Source organism: Alterinioella sp. (assembly GCF_058343375.1).
Window position 1 is genome coordinate 36,717 of the sequence record NZ_JBTUJH010000016.1, and the last position, 16,726, is coordinate 53,442.

Sequence of the window (16,726 nt, forward strand, 5' to 3'; positions counted from 1 at the left end):
GCCTAGCCGTCTGCCGAAATCAATCCGGATTCCAACAGGACAGGCTGGCCATGGGGCGTGCGTTGATAGGCGCGCGCCCATTCGGTTTTCCGGGTTTTCAGGTGGTCGGGCGTCAGGTCGGTGGCCTTGGTGGTCAGGGCTTCCAACGCCTCCAATGCGGCGGTGAAATAGGTTTCGGTGGTATCCGGTTTGCCCGCGGCCTCTGCCGCGCGCAGGCGTGCCCCCAGGGTTTCGGCCCAATCGCCGGCGCTGAACCGGCCTGCGTGCACAAAGATGTCTGCCATGGCCAGAACCTGCGCCTGCCAGGCTTGGTCAAAACCGGGTTCTGGCGGCTGCAGCGGGTCGTCAGGCTGGAACAAGATAACTCTCCCACAATTCCAGCGTCACGGTATCGGCGGGGTGGGCATCGCTGCCCCACAGTTCCTGCGCCGAGAAGCTGACAGTATAGAGATGCGCACCGACATGGCGGCCCCGCGCGCCTTCATCCGGCAGCAGGTGACAGCCATGATGCGCGATGATGGTGCCGCAACGGTTGCGGGCATAGGCGGGCAGGCGGGTATGCGGGGCGGTGCCGTGTTTTCGGGTCTGGACGGTGCTGCCGATGGCAAATTGTGCTCCCGCGTCGGCAGGGGTGGAAAAATCGGTGCATCCGGCCCGGACCTGTTCGAGCACCTGCGCCACCGTCTTGGGCGCGGCAGGCGGCGCGGTTTGCGCGACATGGCCTGCCGCGATTTCGTCCAGCGTGGCGATCCCGTCATCGGCAAAGATCATCAGGTAATTCGTCGCCCATTTCTGGAAATAGGCATAGGTGAGGTAATCGCCGGGCACCATCATCTCCAGCCCGTGGCGGAACCAGTCGATGGTGATCGAGGGCACCAGCCCGGCACGGGCCAGCCCCCACATGCGGCGTTCCCAATCATGGGCGAAGGGCGCATCGCCGGTTTCAACCGGAACCGGCCCGTAGCCCTGTTTGCCGCCAAGATCGTGAATGCCATCCAATGGGTCAGCCCTCTGCCCGCAGCACGCGGTCGGTGCCGATCATGGAATTTCGGGTGACGGTGGCGGCCAGGCGGTCGGCGTCCCAGCCTTTGGTGCCTTGCGGGCGTTCAGGGATCACGATGTAGCGCAGCTCGGCGGTTGAATCCCAGACCCGGACGGCGACACTATCTGGCAGGTCGACGCCAAATTCGGCCAGAACGGCACGCGGTTCGCGCACCGCGCGCGACCGATAGGCGGCGGATTTATACCAGGCAGGCGACATCCCGAGGATCGAGAACGGATAGCAGGAGCACAGCGTGCAGACGACCATATTGTGCTGTGTCGCGGTGTTCTCGACCGCGTGCAGATGGCCGGTGGCGTTGCCCTCAAAGCCAAATTCGGAGATCGCATCGGTGGCGTTGTCCAGCAGCCGTGCCCTGAAATCGGGATCCGTCCAGGCGCGCGCGATGACCCTGGCCCCGCGCATCGGGCCGATATGGTCTGAATAGGCCTCGACCCAGGCGTCGATTGTTTCGGGCGCAATCAGGCCGCGTTCCACCGCCAGGCTTTCCAGCGCCTTGACGCGCAGCGCGGGATCAGGCGGCAGATGGCTGTGCAGATGGCGGTGGATCTCGGCCGCTTTCTTGCTGTCGAAACTGGTCATGGGGGTGCCTTTCCTCCACCGAAACAGAACCGGGCGTGGTGCCGGTGTCAAGTGCGCCGCCACTGGACAGGCGCGGCCTGGCCCGCGACAAGGGGCACCATGATGCGCGCAGGAATGCCATATGCCCGCCCCGGCATGACCGTGGGCCTGTTCGGGGGGTCGTTCGACCCGCCGCATGCGGGCCATGTCCATGTCAGCCGCGAGGCGCTGAAACGGTTCGGGCTGGATCGGGTCTGGTGGCTGGTGTCGCCCGGAAACCCCCTGAAAACAACCGGCCCGGCGCCGCTGGAGCGTCGGATGGCGGCGGCCCGGGCGCTGGTCACCCACCCCCGGATTGCCGTGACCGATCTGGAGGCGCGGTTTGGCACCCGCTTTACCGCCGAGACGCTGGAGCGGCTGTTTGCGTCCTATCCCGGCGTGCGGTTTGTCTGGCTGATGGGGGCCGACAGCCTGGCGTCACTGCATCGCTGGCAGCGTTGGCAGTGGATTGCCCAGAATGTTCCGATGGGCATTCTGGCGCGCCCGGGGCAGCGAATATCGGCGCGTAGTGGCAAGGCCGCGCAGATCTACCGCGACTGGAAAGTGCCCGCATCCGCCGCACAGGGGCTGGCATACCGATCTGCGCCAGCCTGGTGTTTTCTGAATGTGCCGATGGTCGATGTCTCGTCCAGTCAGATCCGCGCGCGGGGCGATTGGACCGGCTAGGATCGGTGAAAGGGTTGAGCAATTCCCCGAGCTGAGGTTTACTCGGCGGGTCCGTAGGGTTTATTTCAAAGATGGTTTCCAGAAGGTTATTTCTAAGCGGCGCGTTCGCAGGCCTGGCCCAGGCCGGGTTTGCCACGCCGCCCGAAACCTCGCTTGTGCCGCAATTGCGTCCCGATGGGTATTCCCCGAATGCGGTTCTTCCGGCGGCTGATCTGATCGCGGATGCGGCTTTGGGTGGCCATGTCTCATTTGTCGTGGCTGACGCCAATTCCGGCACCGTGCTGGAAACTGAAAACCCGTTGCGCGCGCTGCCGCCCGCATCGGTCACCAAAGCCTTGACGACGGCCTATGCGCTGGACCGGCTTGGCCCCGGCTATCGGTTCCGCACCCGCGTGCTGGCCGATGGCAGGCTGACCAATGGCCGGCTGGAGGGCGATTTGTGGCTGGTCGGCGGGGCCGATCCGGTGCTGGATACCGATCGCCTGAACGACCTGACCCGCGCCCTGGCGGAGGCTGGCCTGCGTGAGGTCACGGGGCGGTTCATGGTGGCCACGGGGGCTGTGCCCTTTATTCACGAGATTGACCGCGATCAGCCGCTGCAAGCCGGATACAACCCGGCCATTTCGGCGCTGAGCCTGAATTTCAACCGCGTCTTTTTTGAATGGGAACGCGGACCCGACGGCTATACCGTAAGCATGGACGCGCGGTCGCCATCGGTGCGTCCGCCGGTCTCGATGACGCGGATGCAGGTCGTCGACGGCAATGCCCCGATCTACCAATATTCCGAGACCGCAACGCAGGAAACCTGGACCGTGGCCCGCAGCGCGCTTGGCCGCGAGGGCGGGCGCTGGTTGCCGGTGCGCCTGCCGCATCTTTATGCGGCCGAGGTGTTTCAGGTGCTGGCGCGGTCGCGCGGCATCGTGCTGGAGGCCCCGGGGGTGGCCGAAACCGCCCCGCAAAACACGCTGGTATTGGCCGAACATGTGTCAGAGCCGCTGGAGGATATCCTGCGCGGCATGATGCGCTGGTCAACCAATCTGACGGCCGAGATCGTCGGGCTGATGGCGACGCAGGCAAGCGGCGCGACACCTGCAAGCCTGCAGGATTCGGCCATGGCCATGAGCGACTGGATGCGGCAGCGATGGGGCAGCAATCGCCAATCATTCGTCGACCATTCCGGGCTTGGCGATGAAAGCCGCATGACAACGCGCGAGATGGTTCGCGCATTGGTGGGAACCGGGGCCAATGGCGGGCTGCGGCGATTGATGCGAGACATCCCGATGCGCGACGCGGAGGGCAATCTGCTGCCCGATCATCCGGTCGGGGTCGTGGGCAAGACCGGAACGCTTTATTTCGTTTCCACCCTTGCAGGCTTTGCCCGCATGCCAAACGGCCGCGATCTGGCCTTTGCGATTTTTTGTGGTGACCTTGACCGGCGGGCTGACCTGGACACCGCGGTGGAACAGCGCCCGCAAGGCGCGCGCAACTATAACAGAAGCGCCAAACGGTTACAGCAGCAGTTGATTGAACGGTGGGCGGCCGTGTATCAGTAAACCTCAATATCGGGAGCGGACATGCAACGACGCAGTATCATGCAACGACGCAGTATATTGGCAGGAGGGGTGGCCATGGCAGCATCTGGTTGGATGGCAGGCAGCGGGCGCGCCGAGGGCCCTGACGGTTTCCGCGTTTTGGCGGAGGAGTCGCCACACCAGCGAACCTTCATGCAGTGGCCAGTCAGCCGCGAGGTGTATCCCGATCCGGTTTTCCTTGAAATGACGCAGCAGGCCATTGCCGATGTCGCCAATGCGATCGTGGCTTTTGAGCCCGTGGTGATGCTGGCTGATTCCAGTGACCACAGGCGTGCGCGGCGCATGCTTTCGGATGCCGTCGAGATCTGGGATATCCCGACAGAGGATCTGTGGTGCCGCGATGCCGGGCCGATTTTTGTGACCGATGCCAGCGGGGCCTTGGCCGTGCGGCATATTCAGTTCAACGGATGGGGCGGAAAACAGGTTCATACCCGCGATGCCCGGATTGCCGAACGGGTGGCGAACCGTTTGGGGCTGCCCTTGTTGCCGACCAATTTACGGGGTGAGGCCGGCGGGGTTGAACAAGATGGCCACGGGCTCTTGATGGCGCATGAAAGCTCCTGGGTGAATGACAACCGCAATCCGGGGCAAACGCGCGATCAGATCGAAGCGGCATTGCTTGGTGCCTATGGTGCCGGGCGGATGATCTGGTCGGATGGCGTCTGGGGCGAGGATATCACCGATTACCATATCGACAGTTTGGCGCGGTTCACCGGGCCGGGGCGGGTTCTGATCAACTTGCCGATCGAATTTGACTTCGACGACCCGTTCCACGCCGCTGCCGCCGACACGCATGATATATTGGTGGCCGCCGGGCTGGAGGTCGATGTGATCCCTGAACCTGTGCGGCGGCGGGTGGATGATATCGACTTCGTGGCCTCATATGCGAATTACTATGTCTGCAACGGTGCCGTGATTGCAGCAGAGTTTGGCGACCGGGAAACCGATGCCGAGGCGGCGGAGGCATTGCGTCGGCACTATCCGGGGCGCGAGGTGCTGATGTTGAATGTGGACCCTCTGGGTGAATTGGGCGGTGGGGTTCACTGTGCCACACAACAAATGCCAGTGGGATGAATTGGCGCGCTCATCGGCGATCAGAAGATGCGCAGCAGCAGCAGATCGTAACAACCGGGCCTGTCTGTTCAGCCGGTGACCCGATCCGCAGCCGATATCGAGAACGCGCAACCTTCTTCTTGGCAAGCCCTTGGAATACCGCGCGAATGCAGCTGTGTCTTTGCCGAGCGCATTGGCCTCGTTGCGATATGATCTGTCGCAATCATACGCCATGCCCCAAGAATAGGGGCAGTTCAGACACTGGGCCAGATCAATTGTTGCAGGGCCCCTGCAGGCGTGAATTCATACCACCATATGCCGGGCGCGTGCGCCGCGTTCGATGGCGGCGGCATGCAGGCGGTCGATATTGAACTGATAGCGCACCTCCAACAGCATTTGCAGCTCGGTCTGTTGCAACAGACCATCGGCGGCGGCCACATCGCAGGCCAGCGCATAGCCGGTCTCGTATAGCTGTTCGGGCAGGGCATCGATGATCAGCCCGAACAGCGCATCCAGGCCGTCTTCCTCCTCGAACAGGTCGAACACGATCTGGCTGACGATGCTGAGCCGGTCGGTATCGTAATCGGCAAAGACCGGCAGGTGATTGACGATGCGTTCAATCGTGATCAGTTCGGAGGTGCGGATATTCTCATCCGAGACCGATACGGCAATCATCAGGGCGACCAGCGCATCCTGCGGTGAGATGGAGGGTTGTTCGGACACGGGCGTGAAGCTCCCTTTCATGTGGGCTTGCCCCGGTATTTATTGACCCCGGAGCCACAGGGCAATAGGGGCATGGCCACACGCGGCACCGGGCCGCGCGCCCTGACCCGAAATGGAAAGAGACATGTCTGATCTGCGTGACGTTGCACTGAGTTCGAAAGCCTGGCCCTTTGAAGAGGCGCGCCGGCTGCTCAAACGTTACGAAAAGGCCCCGCCGGAAAAAGGATATGTGCTGTTCGAAACCGGCTACGGCCCCTCGGGTCTGCCCCATATCGGCACCTTTGGCGAAGTGCTGCGCACCACGATGATCCGGCGCGCCTTCGAGGTGATCTCGGATATCCCGACCCGGATGATCTGTTTTTCCGATGATATGGACGGGATGCGCAAGATACCGGGCAATGTGCCGAACCGCGACGCGCTGGCGGAACATCTGCAAAAACCGCTGACTTCTGTGCCGGACCCGTTTGGCACGCATGACAGCTTTGGGGATCATAACAACGCGATGCTGCGCCGGTTTCTGGACACGTTCGGGTTTGAGTATGAATTCATCTCGGCCACGGAATTCTATAAATCCGGCAAGTTCGATACCGTATTGCTGCGCGCTGCCGAACGCTATGATGATGTGATGGCGGTGATGCTGAAATCCCTGCGCGAGGAGCGCCGCCAGACCTATTCCATCTTCCTGCCGATCCACCCTGAAACCGGGCGGGTGCTGTATGTGCCGATGAAGGAAGTGAATGCCAGGGAGGGCACCATCACCTTTGACGATGAGGATGGGCGCGAATGGACGCTGCCAGTGACGGGCGGCCAGGTAAAGCTGCAATGGAAACCCGATTTCGGCGCAAGATGGGCGGCGTTGGGCGTCGATTTCGAGATGTATGGCAAGGATCATTCCACCAACACGCCGATCTATGATCGGATCTGCGAGATTCTGGGGCAGAGAAAGCCCGAGCATTTCATCTATGAATTGTTTCTCGATGAAAGCGGCCAGAAAATTTCGAAATCCACCGGCAATGGCATCTCGATTGACGAATGGCTCAGCTATGCCTCGACCGAATCGCTGTCCTATTTCATGTATCTCAAGCCCAAGACGGCCAAGCGCATGCATTTTGATGTGATCCCCAGGGCGGTCGATGAATATCACCAGCAATTGCGCGCCTATGCCGGGCAGGATGACAAGGCACGGCTGAACAACCCCGTCTTCCACATTCACGGGGCCGATGTTCCGGCCTCGAACATGGTGGTCAGCTTTGCGATGCTGCTCAATCTGGTCAGCGTGGCCCATGCCAGGGACAAGGACGCGCTATGGGGCTTTATCCGGCGTTATGCGCCCGAGGCGGCCCCAGAGACACATCCCGATCTGGACGCGGCGGCGGGGTTTGCGATCCGTTATTACAATGATTTCGTCAAACCCCACAAAGTGTTCCGTCTGGCCGATGATCACGAGGCCACGGCGATGGCCGACCTTTCGGCGCGGTTGCGCAGCTATGAGGGTGCGGTCGATGATGAAGCCCTGCAAACGCTGGTCTTTGCGGTCGGCAAGGATCACGGGTTCGATCCGCTGCGGGGTTGGTTCAAGGCGCTCTACGAGGTCTGTCTTGGGGCCTCTCAGGGGCCGCGGTTCGGCGGCTTCATTGCGCTTTATGGGGTCAGCGAAACGGCGGATCTGATTGATGCCGCGCTGGCGGGGAAATTGGCGGTGTGATTTGATTTTCGTCGGTTATTCGCTACATTTGCGGCCAGGAAGGACGCAAGCGGGAGGATGACATGCGCCGGGCGATCCTGGTTTTGACCTTGATGCTGGCCCCTTTGGTGGTGTCGGCGCAGGATAATGGCGGGCCGGAAAGCGCCATACAGGACGTTATCGGCAACCAGTTATCTGCCTTTTCCACCGGCAATGTGATCATCGCCTGGGGCTATGCCAGCCCGGTCATTCAGGACCTGTTCCAGACCCCCGAATATTTCGCGGCCATGGTCGAGCGCGGCTTTCCGATGGTGTGGCAGCCCGGCGAGGTGACGTTCCACGGCATCGGCCGCCGCAATGGCCGCCCGGTGCAGCGGGTGCAGGTGATTGATGCGGAAGGTCGGCTGCATCTGCTGGATTACGAGATGGTGCAGGTTGACGGCAATTGGCGGATCAGCGCCGTTGAAATTGTGCGGGCACCATCCTTGGGGGTGTGATGCCGGTGCAGGGTTAACCGCATTTTAAGACATCATCGCTACTTCTTGGTCATAACCGGGCCTTCGGGTGCCGGCGCTATTTCCGGATATTGAACACAATCGAGGCACCCTTCGCGCCAGATGGCACGTGGGGTCAAAACGCGTGTCCGGTCGGGCGCGCGGCAAGAAAAGGGGTTTACCATGAACCAAGTGATCACCGACGGGCTGAACCTGATGCCGCCAGAGTTTGCCGATGGCCTGAGCGTCTGGAGCCAGGAAGATGGCACACCGGGCACCGATACCTATGCAAGCGCTGCCAATGCCGCCCTGGTGACCGCAGATCAGGATTTCGGAACCTGTCTGGAGATCCTGAAAACCTCCAGCACGACGCGGCTGCGATATATGGGCCAAACGCCGGTTCTGCCGGGGCTGTATCTGCGCGTGTCGGCGCGGGTCAAGGCCCTGTCCGGCACGTTGCCCGATGTGCGTATTGCCGGCTGGGCCGGGCAGGCCAACAACACGAACGTGGCGGGCGTCACGCAGATCGGGCCGCAGGTGACCTTGACCAGCTATGGCCAGGTTGTGACCGTTTCGGCGATCATTGGCGTGGGCGACCGGGGCGGCGTGGACATGGCCTGGGGCGAGACCGCAGCTTATGGCCATTTCGGACTGGATCTGACCGGCGGCAATGGCGGCACCGTGCGGATCGAAAGCATCCAGGTCGAGGACATCACCCATGTCTTTTACCGCAAGCTGATGGATTGGGTCGATGTCAAGGATTTTGGCGCGGCAGGCGATGGCACCACCGATGACACCGCCGCCTTCAACGCCGCCGATGCGGCCGCGAACGGGCGCGAGGTTCTGGTGTCGGAAGGCACCTATCGCATTGCCACCAACCTGACGATGCAAAGCCCGGTGCGGTTTCAGGGGCAATTGTCGATGCCAGACGGCGCGCGGCTGGTTCTGGCCAGCAATTTCGACCTGCCAAGCTATGCCGATGCCTTTGGCGGCGATGAGCTGCAGGGGTTCAAGAAGGGCTTTCAGGCCATGCTGAACCATGGCGACCATGATGTGTTCGATCTGGGCGGGCGGCGCGTGTTGCTGGACGCGCCGATTGATATGCAAGCCGTGGTCGGCAACAAAAACACCTATGCCAATCAACGCAGCATCCAGAACGGGCAATTCAGCTGTATCAACAGCCCGAACTGGGATGACACCGTGGTTACCCGCAACGCCACCTGGACGGCATCCGCGCCCGACCGGCTGGACAATGTCACCAATGCCGGTGCCATTCCCATCGGGTCGCTGGTCACCGCCAATCAGGGTGTCGGCCGTGAAATCTATGTCCGCGCCATCAATATCGCAGCGGGCCGTGTTTTTCTGTCCAGCCCGCTTGGCGTGCCGCCGAGCAACCAGAGCTATACCTTCACCCGGTTCAAATACATCCTCGATTTTTCGGGCTTCGAGCAGTTGCAGCGCTTTTCGATCTCGAATGTCGAATTTGTCTGCGCCGGGCGGGCCAGCGCCATCATGTTGCCGACCGATGGTCTGATCTTTCACGTCAAGGATTGTTTCTTCACCGGCCCCAAGGATCGCGGCATCACCTCGATCGATGGCGGCTGCGCGGGCATGCTGCTGGACCGGAACCAGTTCCTGTCGAATGAGCAGACCCTGCGGGTGCAGGATCGCACCTCGATTGCCTTCAACACCAATTCCAACGATGTGAAGGTGCGCAATAACCGGGCGGTCAAGTTCAAGCATTTCGGCGTGTTTGGCGGCAATGGCAATCTGATCACGGGCAACCACTGGTTCCAGGGCGACAGCGAGCCGAACGGGTTGATTACCGCCGGGATCGTGCTGACCAACACCAATGTCAAAACCACGATCCACGGTAATTATGTCGATAACAGTTTCATCGAATGGGGCAATGAGCATGACGCCGCCCCCGAGATGTCAGGTGAGTTTTCCTTTGGCGGGCTGACGATCAATGCCAATATATTCACCGCCAACGGCATCGCCAACTGGTCGAACTTCATCCAGATCAAACCCTATGGCCCGGATCATTATATCAACGGTCTGTCGATCTGCGACAATGTCTTCAAGCACCTCAATGGCAGCGCGCTGGATGCCGCCGAAGGGGTGGATGACAGCATAGCGCCACTCGATAACAGCCGGACGCGCAATTTCCTGATGACGGGGAATGTCTATCACGGGGTCAGCAAGAATGCGCAGAACCCGGTGACCGTGAAAGTCACGCAAGCGTCCGATAGCGCAACCTGGGAGGTCGATCTGCGCAATTACCTGCCATTCGATTCCGAGGCCCGCGTTGCCGTATCGGTGCAGCCCCAAGGGGCCATTCGATCGCCATCCAATGTGGCCATCTACACGATGCCCTATTGCACCACGCGCCACGGCGTCGGGCGTGGGTCAATCCGGATAAACTGGTCGCAGCCGGTGCATGGCTCGGTGCAGTTGACGGCGCGCACCGACACGGTCTGAACGCCAGTGAAACGCACCGGCGGGCCGCATGATTTGCGGGCCGCCGGTTTTATCAAGGTCGGTGATATTCGATCAGCACAGCCCAGGTTTCGGGGTTCATCAGGGTCCAGGTTTTTGCATCAACCGTGTAGCCATAGCGAATGGGCGCGCCCGAATGCAGGTGAAAGCTGACCTCGGCCCCGGTGGTGTCGATCCGCCCCAGTTCTTCGCGCGTCCACAGTTTCGCGCCATCTTCCTGCAGCGCCCAGATGCCATGGGCTTCTTCGCCATCGGGCCAGTGCAGCGTGTAGCTGCCATCGGGGCGGAAATACCATTCATCGCCACTGTCGCGGGCACGCCAGACGCCCTCGACCCGGTCGCCCTCGCCCAGGATCCGCTCCAGTTCGGTCTTGCCCCATTTCAGGAACAGGCCACCGCGAAAAAGGGAATACTGCGCCGCGGGCTCGGCAATATGATAGCCGCCATCGGGGCTGACCTCGAAGGTTGCGGGTTCCCCGGGGATGATCCAGATGCCAAGAAGGTCGGGGTCGATCTGCGGATCTGACATAAACGCACGCCTGCCTCTGATATGGGGCCGTTACACAATGGTGACGGGTCCAGAGGGCTTTGGCAATGCAGCTTATGGATGCGCGGCCGCTGCTTGCGCAAGGTCCAGATCATCGGGGTCAAGCCTGTAGGCCTTGCCGAAACCGCCGTTCAGATGGGCTGCCAGAACCTCCAGCCGCATCATGATGAAATCACTGAAATCATAGTACAGCGTTGCCTTGGGATGTTGTGACAGAAACAGCTGTTTCAGGGCGGCCTTTTCGGTTTGCCGGGCCGAACATTGCAGCGTCAGTCGCGGATGCGTCAGCGGGTCGCCGCGCCCGCCCGGCTCGCCCACCAAAAGCGAGCAGGCCGGGTTTCGGCGCAGCGCGCTGGTGTGCAGTGAGATCTCGGAAATCAGCGTGACCGGCATGCCATCGGGCGCGGTGCCGACCGAGACGCGGGAAACAATCGGGGTGTCTGTGTCAGGGCAGAGAACGCCAAGCGCGCCATGGCGGGCCGACCGCAAAAGATGCTGCGCCAGCGATCGCGATGTATCGCCGGTTTTCAAAAGATAAGGCTTAGCCTCCGACATCTTCGCGCCTCCTTGCCGTAACGGCAATAACATGGCGGGCGATTATTATGAACATGGCCATTCGTCCAAGCGCCTGACCCTCGGGAAATGGCTTATACGCGGGATCAGAACTGGTGCCACAGCCCCAGTTCGAGGCCGATCTGCGGATTGTCGTCAAAGCTGGTGCGCGCGCCCAGTTCGATCGACGTGCCCTCGCGGATCTGGAACACCACCGACGGGTTCAGGCCAAAGCTGATATCGGCCCCTGGCCAATCCTCGGCAATGACCTGCAGCATCAGCGACACCCGTTCAGAGGGGCGCAGGCCCAATGTGGCCTCGATCTTCCAGCGTCGTTCGTCGCGGGTCAGATCATAGATGGCGACCGCGTCCAGGCCGATCCAGCCGCCGGTCAGCTCCAATGGCAGCCAATCCAGCGCCGCCGCGTCAAACCCGCGCCCGAAAGACAGCCCGACACGCGCCAGTCGGCTGTCGCCCAGAACCTCCACCCGGCGTTCGCCATAGCCGAAATCAACAGCCACCTGATACCGCGCGCCGGGCCGGGTCAGGGTGCGGCGCAGGAACAAGATGGCCTCATCGGTGTAATCGCCGCGGCCAAGATCCAGGCCAAGGGTCAGCCCGCGGCCAAGCCCCAGTTCGGCATAGATCGAGGAATAGGCGCTCAGCTCCATGGTGCCGGTGGCAAGCGCTTCGGCGCTGGAGGACATGTTTTGCGAGAAGGACAGGAACATCTCGCCGGGCGCGCGCGCCCATGGCCCTGCCTGAACCGTGGGCGCGCCCATGCTGAACAAAGCCAGCAGGAGGGGGAAGATCCAGCGCATCACGCGGTTAAGGATGTCTTAATCAGGTTAACACAACCCTAACGCGGCCCGCGCCGCGCCGAGTTTGGCTCATGTTGCGGGTTCCCTGCCCGCCGCTTTGGTATAAAGCAGGCGCAATCATTGCCTGAGGATACCGCCGCCGCCATGTCCGAGCCTTGCATGAAACTGGTGCTGGTCGCGCCCGAGATCCCCGGCAATACCGGTGCCATCGGGCGCACCTGCGTGGCGCTGGATCTGGAGCTGATCCTGATCCGGCCATACGGGTTTTCCATTGATGACAAGGCCGTGCGCCGGGCCGGGCTGGATTACTGGAAACATGTCCGGCTTTGCGAATATGACAGCTGGCACGCTTTTCTGGCGGCCCGCAGGCCGGCGCGCGACCAGCTGTTTTTCTTTGAGGAACACGGCGCGCAATCGGTTTATGAACCTGATTTCCCGGCCGATGCCTATCTGATCTTTGGCTGTGAGAGCAAAGGGCTTGCGCCCGATATCCTGGACGGGTTCGCGGACCGCATCTTTCACCTGCCGATGCGCAGCCCGCATATCCGGTCGCTCAATCTTGCCAATTCGGCCACGGCGGTGGTGTATCAGGCGTTGCGCAGTCAGTTCACTGGCTGATCTGGTCCGGGAAAGATTGCCGGGTCTGGTGGGCAGCTTGTGTGCTTGCTAGGCTGCAGGTCACAACAAGGGGAAATCCAGATGCCGCATATCCAGAAAGGTGCCGCCCTGCAAACGGTGATCACCACATTCGAAACCACACCCGGAACCTGCCAGGACCTGTTGGATGCGCTGACTGAGGCCTATGCTGATTTCATTTCGCACCAGCCGGGCTTTATCGCTGCCGGCCTGCATGTGAACGATGCCCAGACCCGCGTGGCGAATTATTCGCAATGGACCCGGCGTGAGGATTTTATGGCCATGCTGCGCAGCGATGAGATGCGCAAAAGGAACCGGGCGATGAATGATCTGTGCAAGAGCTTTGAGCCGGTGATGTATGACGTGGCCGAGACGTTTTGACGAAAACCGGGCTGAAGATTTGCGTCGATACATTGGCGGGGCAAAAGCCGCGCAGGCGACCGGCGTGACCGGGATTCATGCCGCCTGCCTGTCACCGGCCCACGGCCCGCGCGCATTCGCGGATTTCGACCCGCCGGGCGGGCGGTTTGTAACCGATGCAGGCAAGCTGCGCGCAATGGTGGAGGCCTTGGCATGAGCGATGAACTGAACGAGGAAATGCGCCGCTTGCGCGAGGAAGTGGCAATGCTGAACGCGCATCGGTTCATCCAGGTGCAAAATTCCATCCCGCGGCTGCTGGCCTTCAATTTTGCCCGTGGGCTGGCCTTTGGGCTTGGCACGGTGGTGGGCGCGTCCCTGCTGGTTTCGGTGGTGGTCTATTCGCTCAGCCAGATAGATTTCATTCCGGTGATCGGCGAATGGGCGTCACAGATTGCCGATCAGATCCGGACCGGACGTTGATCGGCGACGAGCGTCCTCACGATAGGCGGGGTTCTCCGCTACTGGAAATTCACGATGATCAGGTCCAGGTCAAACGGGCTGCCGGGTGCGCAGGTGCTGCGCCCGTCGGATGCCCTCCTCGGAAAGGGCGACCTGCGCCCCGGAGGGCTTTCGAGAGGGTCAGAAAAAGGGCGACGGCACCGCGCCATCGGGACATGTCAATCCCTGTCGGCGCAGAGCACGAGCTCGCGCAGGGTGCACATCGCATCAAGGCAGGTGATCTGCTCGATCTGTGACAGGTTGGTTGGGGCCTCACCGGTTGCGAAGATGCGGGTGATGCAGGCAGGGATGTCAGTGAAAAATGGAACCGGATCGCGGGCAAATCGCGCCGGAATCAAATCAAGCCCTGCACCCGGGGCGGCGTTGTAGGCGGCGGCGGGTGTGGCTGGGCTGAGGCCAAGGGCAATAAGAAATAGAAAATGGCGCATATGTGGGTCTCTGAAACTGGCAGGGTCTCAAATAGGTCGCGCGGGCGGGATGGGCGGTTCAAAACAAGACGAATCGAGGGCCGGTTTGCCATCGCAGGGCCGGGCGATTGACATCGAAGCTCCGCCCATGCACCCCGGCGATGAATTTATCCATCTCAAGCAAGAGATCGGTGACCTGACCGACCGCGCCAACCGGATGCGGGCGCAGTTTCCGTCTGGTGATCTGCCGGTTCAAAGCAACGCCCATAACGTCAATATCCGCCAACAGACCTGCCGCGTGTTCAAACGCGACCGGTTGGTGCCAGAGATTCTGGCGGACCCGCGGTATTGGCAGCAGGCCCGGTCGCCGGTCACGGCGGCGGATTTCAACGGCTACGGCCTGCGGGCGATGCAATCGACCTCGACCAATGCGCCAACCGCCAGCGCCGTCACGCCCACGGTGGTGCGGGCCGGGCGGCGTTCGGGGTCGAAATATTCCTGATAGGTCTCGTTGAAAGCGGCATAGTCGCGCTCGAATTCGGTCAGATAGGCACGGGCCTGCACCAGATGGGTCAGGTCGAGCCCAAGTTCCGCAAGGATCAACGCGAGGTTGTCCATGACGCGGGCGGTCTGCGCCTCGATGCCCTGGGGCAGGGCTGCGTCGGGGGCATTGGGGTCGGTCGGCATCTGGCCCGTCAAAAACACCCAACCATCGGTTTCCACGGCATGGGAAAAGGGCGCGACGGGGCGCGGGCCCTTGGCGAAAAGGTGAAACTCGGGCGGCATGGCGGGGCCTCTCGGATGGGTCTTCGGGATCAGGCGGAGGGGGCGGACGTGCAGGTGCGGAAGCTGGCAATGGCAGGCGCGGCGTTTTCGAGCGGAAAGGGAATTTCCGTGTCCCCGATCAGCGCCGTGGCCGTGGCGTTGAATTGCAGCCCGTCCAGCACATTGCCAAAGCCGCGGTCGGTTACGGTCAGGGCCGGGCCATCCGTGACATGCCGGTCGGTGCTGATCAGATTGGGCTGCGGGCCGGTGAATTGCAGGGCGAAGACAGGCGCTTCGGGCCAGTCATCCTCTGACCGGGTCAGCGTGATGGCATAAAGCGGCGGGCCGGGGTCGTAGGTGAGACGAATGGCAAGATCGGCCTCGGCATGGGTCAGGACACAGATCGGGCCATCGGTCGAGACCTCCCAGGCCTGGGCCTGGGTTGCGACCAAGGCGAGGATCAGGGCAAGCGGCGGTCTCAATTTCTGGTCGAGGCCATGGCCGGCATCTTTGTTGCCTGATGGGCATGGTCATCGGCGGATTTCAATCTGGTGCGCAGGAGGAAGGGCATCTTGGGTCGTCTCGTTCATGTTGGATGCGCCATCTGGCCCCGGAAAAGCGCGAAAGGTCAAGGCGCAGGGGCCTGTGCGGTTGCGAAGCGGACTTGCAAGCGTGGCTGAGGCTGTGCAGGTTCAGGCGATGACACGCGATGAATTCAACAGGTTCTGCGGTGGGCTGAAATCCACCAACCATGTGGTGCAATGGGGCAATGCCGATGTCTGGAAGGTCGGTGCCAAGGTCTTTGCCATCTGCGGCTGGAATGAGGGCCGCGATGCCTTCACCTTCAAGGTCAGCGATATCGCCTTTGAGGTTCTGGGAGGGCAACCCGGCATCCGCCCCGCGCCCTATCTGGCATCGCGCGGCATGAAATGGCTGCAGGTCCATGAGGAAGACGCGATGAGCGAGGCGTCGCTGCGCGAGCATATCGTGATGAGCTATGATCTGGTGGTGGCGGGGATGACCAGGAAGAAGCGGGCGGAGTTGGGGGTGTAGGGCGCGCTTGGAGCGTCTAACTGCCCCATCATTTGCGCGGGACTGCCCGCACAACACGCCCGATCCGACCCCCCGGTGGGCGCGAACTCGCACCCACCGTGGGGTCGAGCGTAAGGGATTAGAAGAGGCCGCGAACGACATTATTTCCCTCAAAGAGTTCTGAAGCGTGATTTATTCACCGGCAACTGAAACAGGCCGTTTACCACACTAGACCTTTGCGTCAATATTTTGTCCCAGTGCCAAATAATTGATGCGGCCTGCTCATTCACTCTCAATTTCTGGAGTGCGGGGGACAGATAAAAGGCAACAATGTTGTTTCTGAGGATCGCAGCTCGCTCTGCTCTTTTTCGTGAATTTTGTAGGTCTTTTGATATTACAATCCACGTTCGACCAAGGGCATTGAAGTAGTCGACATCCGAGATATTAGGTTTGAACTCGTCACGAAGCGCGATCGCCTGATGCCCGTCGTCTTTTATTAGCTCGTGAATCGCGCGCGCGATACGAGGTGGCATATTATGGTCAAATAGTACCTGAGAGGCTGATTGGAAAAGGGTTGAGTGAATTCAGCAGGTTATGATTCTATTCGGCTGCACAACTGAACGGAGATCGAAATGGCCTGGACTGAATTCACCCGGAACCGATATGAGCGCCAAAGCGCGCGATATTCAAGCGAT

At 61.2% G+C, this 16,726-nt stretch carries 22 protein-coding genes; 11 read left to right on the top strand and 11 right to left on the bottom strand.

Features of this window, described 5'->3' with window-relative positions:
• Positions 1-2: 2 nt before the first annotated feature.
• Genes ACW8PS_RS02875 through nthA form a run of 3 tightly spaced genes read right to left on the bottom strand, consistent with a single transcriptional unit; the run spans position 3 to position 1,642 of the window.
• Complete coding sequence (locus tag ACW8PS_RS02875; RefSeq protein WP_491525757.1) at positions 3-359, bottom strand: nitrile hydratase accessory protein; 357 nt, start codon at positions 357-359, stop codon at positions 3-5.
• The gene (gene nthB, locus ACW8PS_RS02880; protein ID WP_491525758.1) at positions 346-999 is read right to left on the bottom strand and encodes a nitrile hydratase subunit beta; all 654 of its coding nucleotides are present in this window, start codon (positions 997-999) and stop codon (positions 346-348) included. The genes ACW8PS_RS02875 and nthB overlap by 14 nt, the downstream gene beginning before the upstream one ends.
• 4 nt (positions 1,000-1,003) lie before the next feature.
• Complete coding sequence (nthA, locus tag ACW8PS_RS02885; protein WP_491525759.1) at positions 1,004-1,642, bottom strand: nitrile hydratase subunit alpha; 639 nt, start codon at positions 1,640-1,642, stop codon at positions 1,004-1,006.
• Positions 1,643-1,744: 102 nt separating this feature from the next.
• Here nthA and ACW8PS_RS02890 point away from each other — a divergent pair, with 102 nt between their 5' ends.
• The 3 genes from ACW8PS_RS02890 to ACW8PS_RS02900 all read left to right on the top strand — a co-directional run bounded on the left by ACW8PS_RS02890 (position 1,745) and on the right by ACW8PS_RS02900 (position 5,013).
• On the top strand, positions 1,745-2,347 hold the full coding sequence (locus ACW8PS_RS02890; protein ID WP_491525760.1) for a nicotinate-nucleotide adenylyltransferase: 603 nt from the start codon (positions 1,745-1,747) through the stop codon (positions 2,345-2,347).
• Between the two features lie 71 nt (positions 2,348-2,418).
• On the top strand, positions 2,419-3,900 hold the full coding sequence (dacB, locus tag ACW8PS_RS02895) for a D-alanyl-D-alanine carboxypeptidase/D-alanyl-D-alanine endopeptidase (protein WP_491525761.1): 1,482 nt from the start codon (positions 2,419-2,421) through the stop codon (positions 3,898-3,900).
• 39 nt (positions 3,901-3,939) lie between these two features.
• Positions 3,940-5,013 carry an agmatine deiminase family protein gene (locus ACW8PS_RS02900; protein WP_491525780.1) on the top strand — a complete coding sequence of 358 codons (1,074 nt, stop codon included), beginning with the start codon at positions 3,940-3,942 and terminating at the stop codon, positions 5,011-5,013.
• 282 nt (positions 5,014-5,295) lie between these two features.
• On the opposite strand, the gene ACW8PS_RS02905 is transcribed toward ACW8PS_RS02900, so the two are convergent.
• Complete coding sequence (locus ACW8PS_RS02905; RefSeq protein ID WP_491525762.1) at positions 5,296-5,715, bottom strand: tellurite resistance TerB family protein; 420 nt, start codon at positions 5,713-5,715, stop codon at positions 5,296-5,298.
• 124 nt (positions 5,716-5,839) lie between these two features.
• Here ACW8PS_RS02905 and ACW8PS_RS02910 point away from each other — a divergent pair, with 124 nt between their 5' ends.
• The 3 genes from ACW8PS_RS02910 to ACW8PS_RS02920 all read left to right on the top strand — a co-directional run bounded on the left by ACW8PS_RS02910 (position 5,840) and on the right by ACW8PS_RS02920 (position 10,374).
• Positions 5,840-7,420, top strand: coding sequence for a lysine--tRNA ligase (locus ACW8PS_RS02910; RefSeq protein WP_491525763.1), 1,581 nt, complete (start codon positions 5,840-5,842; stop codon positions 7,418-7,420).
• A gap of 62 nt (positions 7,421-7,482) precedes the next feature.
• Positions 7,483-7,896 (top strand): DUF4864 domain-containing protein, encoded by a 414-nt coding sequence (locus ACW8PS_RS02915; RefSeq protein WP_491525764.1) that lies wholly within the window; start codon positions 7,483-7,485, stop codon positions 7,894-7,896.
• A gap of 180 nt (positions 7,897-8,076) precedes the next feature.
• Complete coding sequence (locus tag ACW8PS_RS02920; protein WP_491525765.1) at positions 8,077-10,374, top strand: glycosyl hydrolase family 28-related protein; 2,298 nt, start codon at positions 8,077-8,079, stop codon at positions 10,372-10,374.
• A 52-nt stretch (positions 10,375-10,426) separates the two neighbouring features.
• Here the strand turns inward: ACW8PS_RS02920 and ACW8PS_RS02925 are convergent, their stop codons facing one another.
• The 3 genes from ACW8PS_RS02925 to ACW8PS_RS02935 all read right to left on the bottom strand — a co-directional run bounded on the left by ACW8PS_RS02925 (position 10,427) and on the right by ACW8PS_RS02935 (position 12,312).
• Positions 10,427-10,921 carry a hypothetical protein gene (locus tag ACW8PS_RS02925; RefSeq protein WP_491525766.1) on the bottom strand — a complete coding sequence of 165 codons (495 nt, stop codon included), beginning with the start codon at positions 10,919-10,921 and terminating at the stop codon, positions 10,427-10,429.
• A gap of 72 nt (positions 10,922-10,993) precedes the next feature.
• Positions 10,994-11,494 carry a HugZ family pyridoxamine 5'-phosphate oxidase gene (locus ACW8PS_RS02930; protein ID WP_491525767.1) on the bottom strand — a complete coding sequence of 167 codons (501 nt, stop codon included), beginning with the start codon at positions 11,492-11,494 and terminating at the stop codon, positions 10,994-10,996.
• Between the two features lie 104 nt (positions 11,495-11,598).
• The gene (locus ACW8PS_RS02935; RefSeq protein ID WP_491525768.1) at positions 11,599-12,312 is read right to left on the bottom strand and encodes a hypothetical protein; all 714 of its coding nucleotides are present in this window, start codon (positions 12,310-12,312) and stop codon (positions 11,599-11,601) included.
• A 120-nt stretch (positions 12,313-12,432) separates the two neighbouring features.
• Here ACW8PS_RS02935 and ACW8PS_RS02940 point away from each other — a divergent pair, with 120 nt between their 5' ends.
• From ACW8PS_RS02940 to ACW8PS_RS02955, 4 genes are all read left to right on the top strand, one after another.
• Entirely contained in the window at positions 12,433-12,930 is a 498-nt protein-coding gene (locus tag ACW8PS_RS02940; RefSeq protein WP_491525769.1) for a tRNA (cytidine(34)-2'-O)-methyltransferase, read from the top strand.
• 81 nt (positions 12,931-13,011) lie between these two features.
• The gene (locus ACW8PS_RS02945; RefSeq protein ID WP_491525770.1) at positions 13,012-13,329 is read left to right on the top strand and encodes an antibiotic biosynthesis monooxygenase family protein; all 318 of its coding nucleotides are present in this window, start codon (positions 13,012-13,014) and stop codon (positions 13,327-13,329) included.
• Positions 13,330-13,393: 64 nt separating this feature from the next.
• Positions 13,394-13,525 (top strand): hypothetical protein, encoded by a 132-nt coding sequence (locus ACW8PS_RS02950; protein WP_491525771.1) that lies wholly within the window; start codon positions 13,394-13,396, stop codon positions 13,523-13,525.
• Positions 13,522-13,788, top strand: a complete 267-nt coding sequence (locus tag ACW8PS_RS02955) for a DUF5665 domain-containing protein (protein WP_491525772.1) — start codon at positions 13,522-13,524, stop codon at positions 13,786-13,788. The genes ACW8PS_RS02950 and ACW8PS_RS02955 overlap by 4 nt, the downstream gene beginning before the upstream one ends.
• 197 nt (positions 13,789-13,985) lie before the next feature.
• Here the strand turns inward: ACW8PS_RS02955 and ACW8PS_RS02960 are convergent, their stop codons facing one another.
• The 3 genes from ACW8PS_RS02960 to ACW8PS_RS02970 all read right to left on the bottom strand — a co-directional run bounded on the left by ACW8PS_RS02960 (position 13,986) and on the right by ACW8PS_RS02970 (position 15,481).
• The gene (locus tag ACW8PS_RS02960) at positions 13,986-14,255 is read right to left on the bottom strand and encodes a hypothetical protein (RefSeq protein WP_491525773.1); all 270 of its coding nucleotides are present in this window, start codon (positions 14,253-14,255) and stop codon (positions 13,986-13,988) included.
• Positions 14,256-14,627: 372 nt separating this feature from the next.
• Positions 14,628-15,020, bottom strand: a complete 393-nt coding sequence (locus ACW8PS_RS02965; RefSeq protein ID WP_491525775.1) for a RidA family protein — start codon at positions 15,018-15,020, stop codon at positions 14,628-14,630.
• Between the two features lie 29 nt (positions 15,021-15,049).
• Positions 15,050-15,481 carry a hypothetical protein gene (locus ACW8PS_RS02970; protein WP_491525776.1) on the bottom strand — a complete coding sequence of 144 codons (432 nt, stop codon included), beginning with the start codon at positions 15,479-15,481 and terminating at the stop codon, positions 15,050-15,052.
• A gap of 217 nt (positions 15,482-15,698) precedes the next feature.
• Here ACW8PS_RS02970 and ACW8PS_RS02975 point away from each other — a divergent pair, with 217 nt between their 5' ends.
• Entirely contained in the window at positions 15,699-16,052 is a 354-nt protein-coding gene (locus ACW8PS_RS02975; RefSeq protein WP_491525777.1) for an MmcQ/YjbR family DNA-binding protein, read from the top strand.
• A gap of 149 nt (positions 16,053-16,201) precedes the next feature.
• On the opposite strand, the gene ACW8PS_RS02980 is transcribed toward ACW8PS_RS02975, so the two are convergent.
• Positions 16,202-16,615: a PIN-like domain-containing protein gene (locus tag ACW8PS_RS02980; protein WP_491525781.1), complete on the bottom strand. Its 414-nt coding sequence runs from the start codon at positions 16,613-16,615 to the stop codon at positions 16,202-16,204.
• Positions 16,616-16,726: the final 111 nt, after the last annotated feature.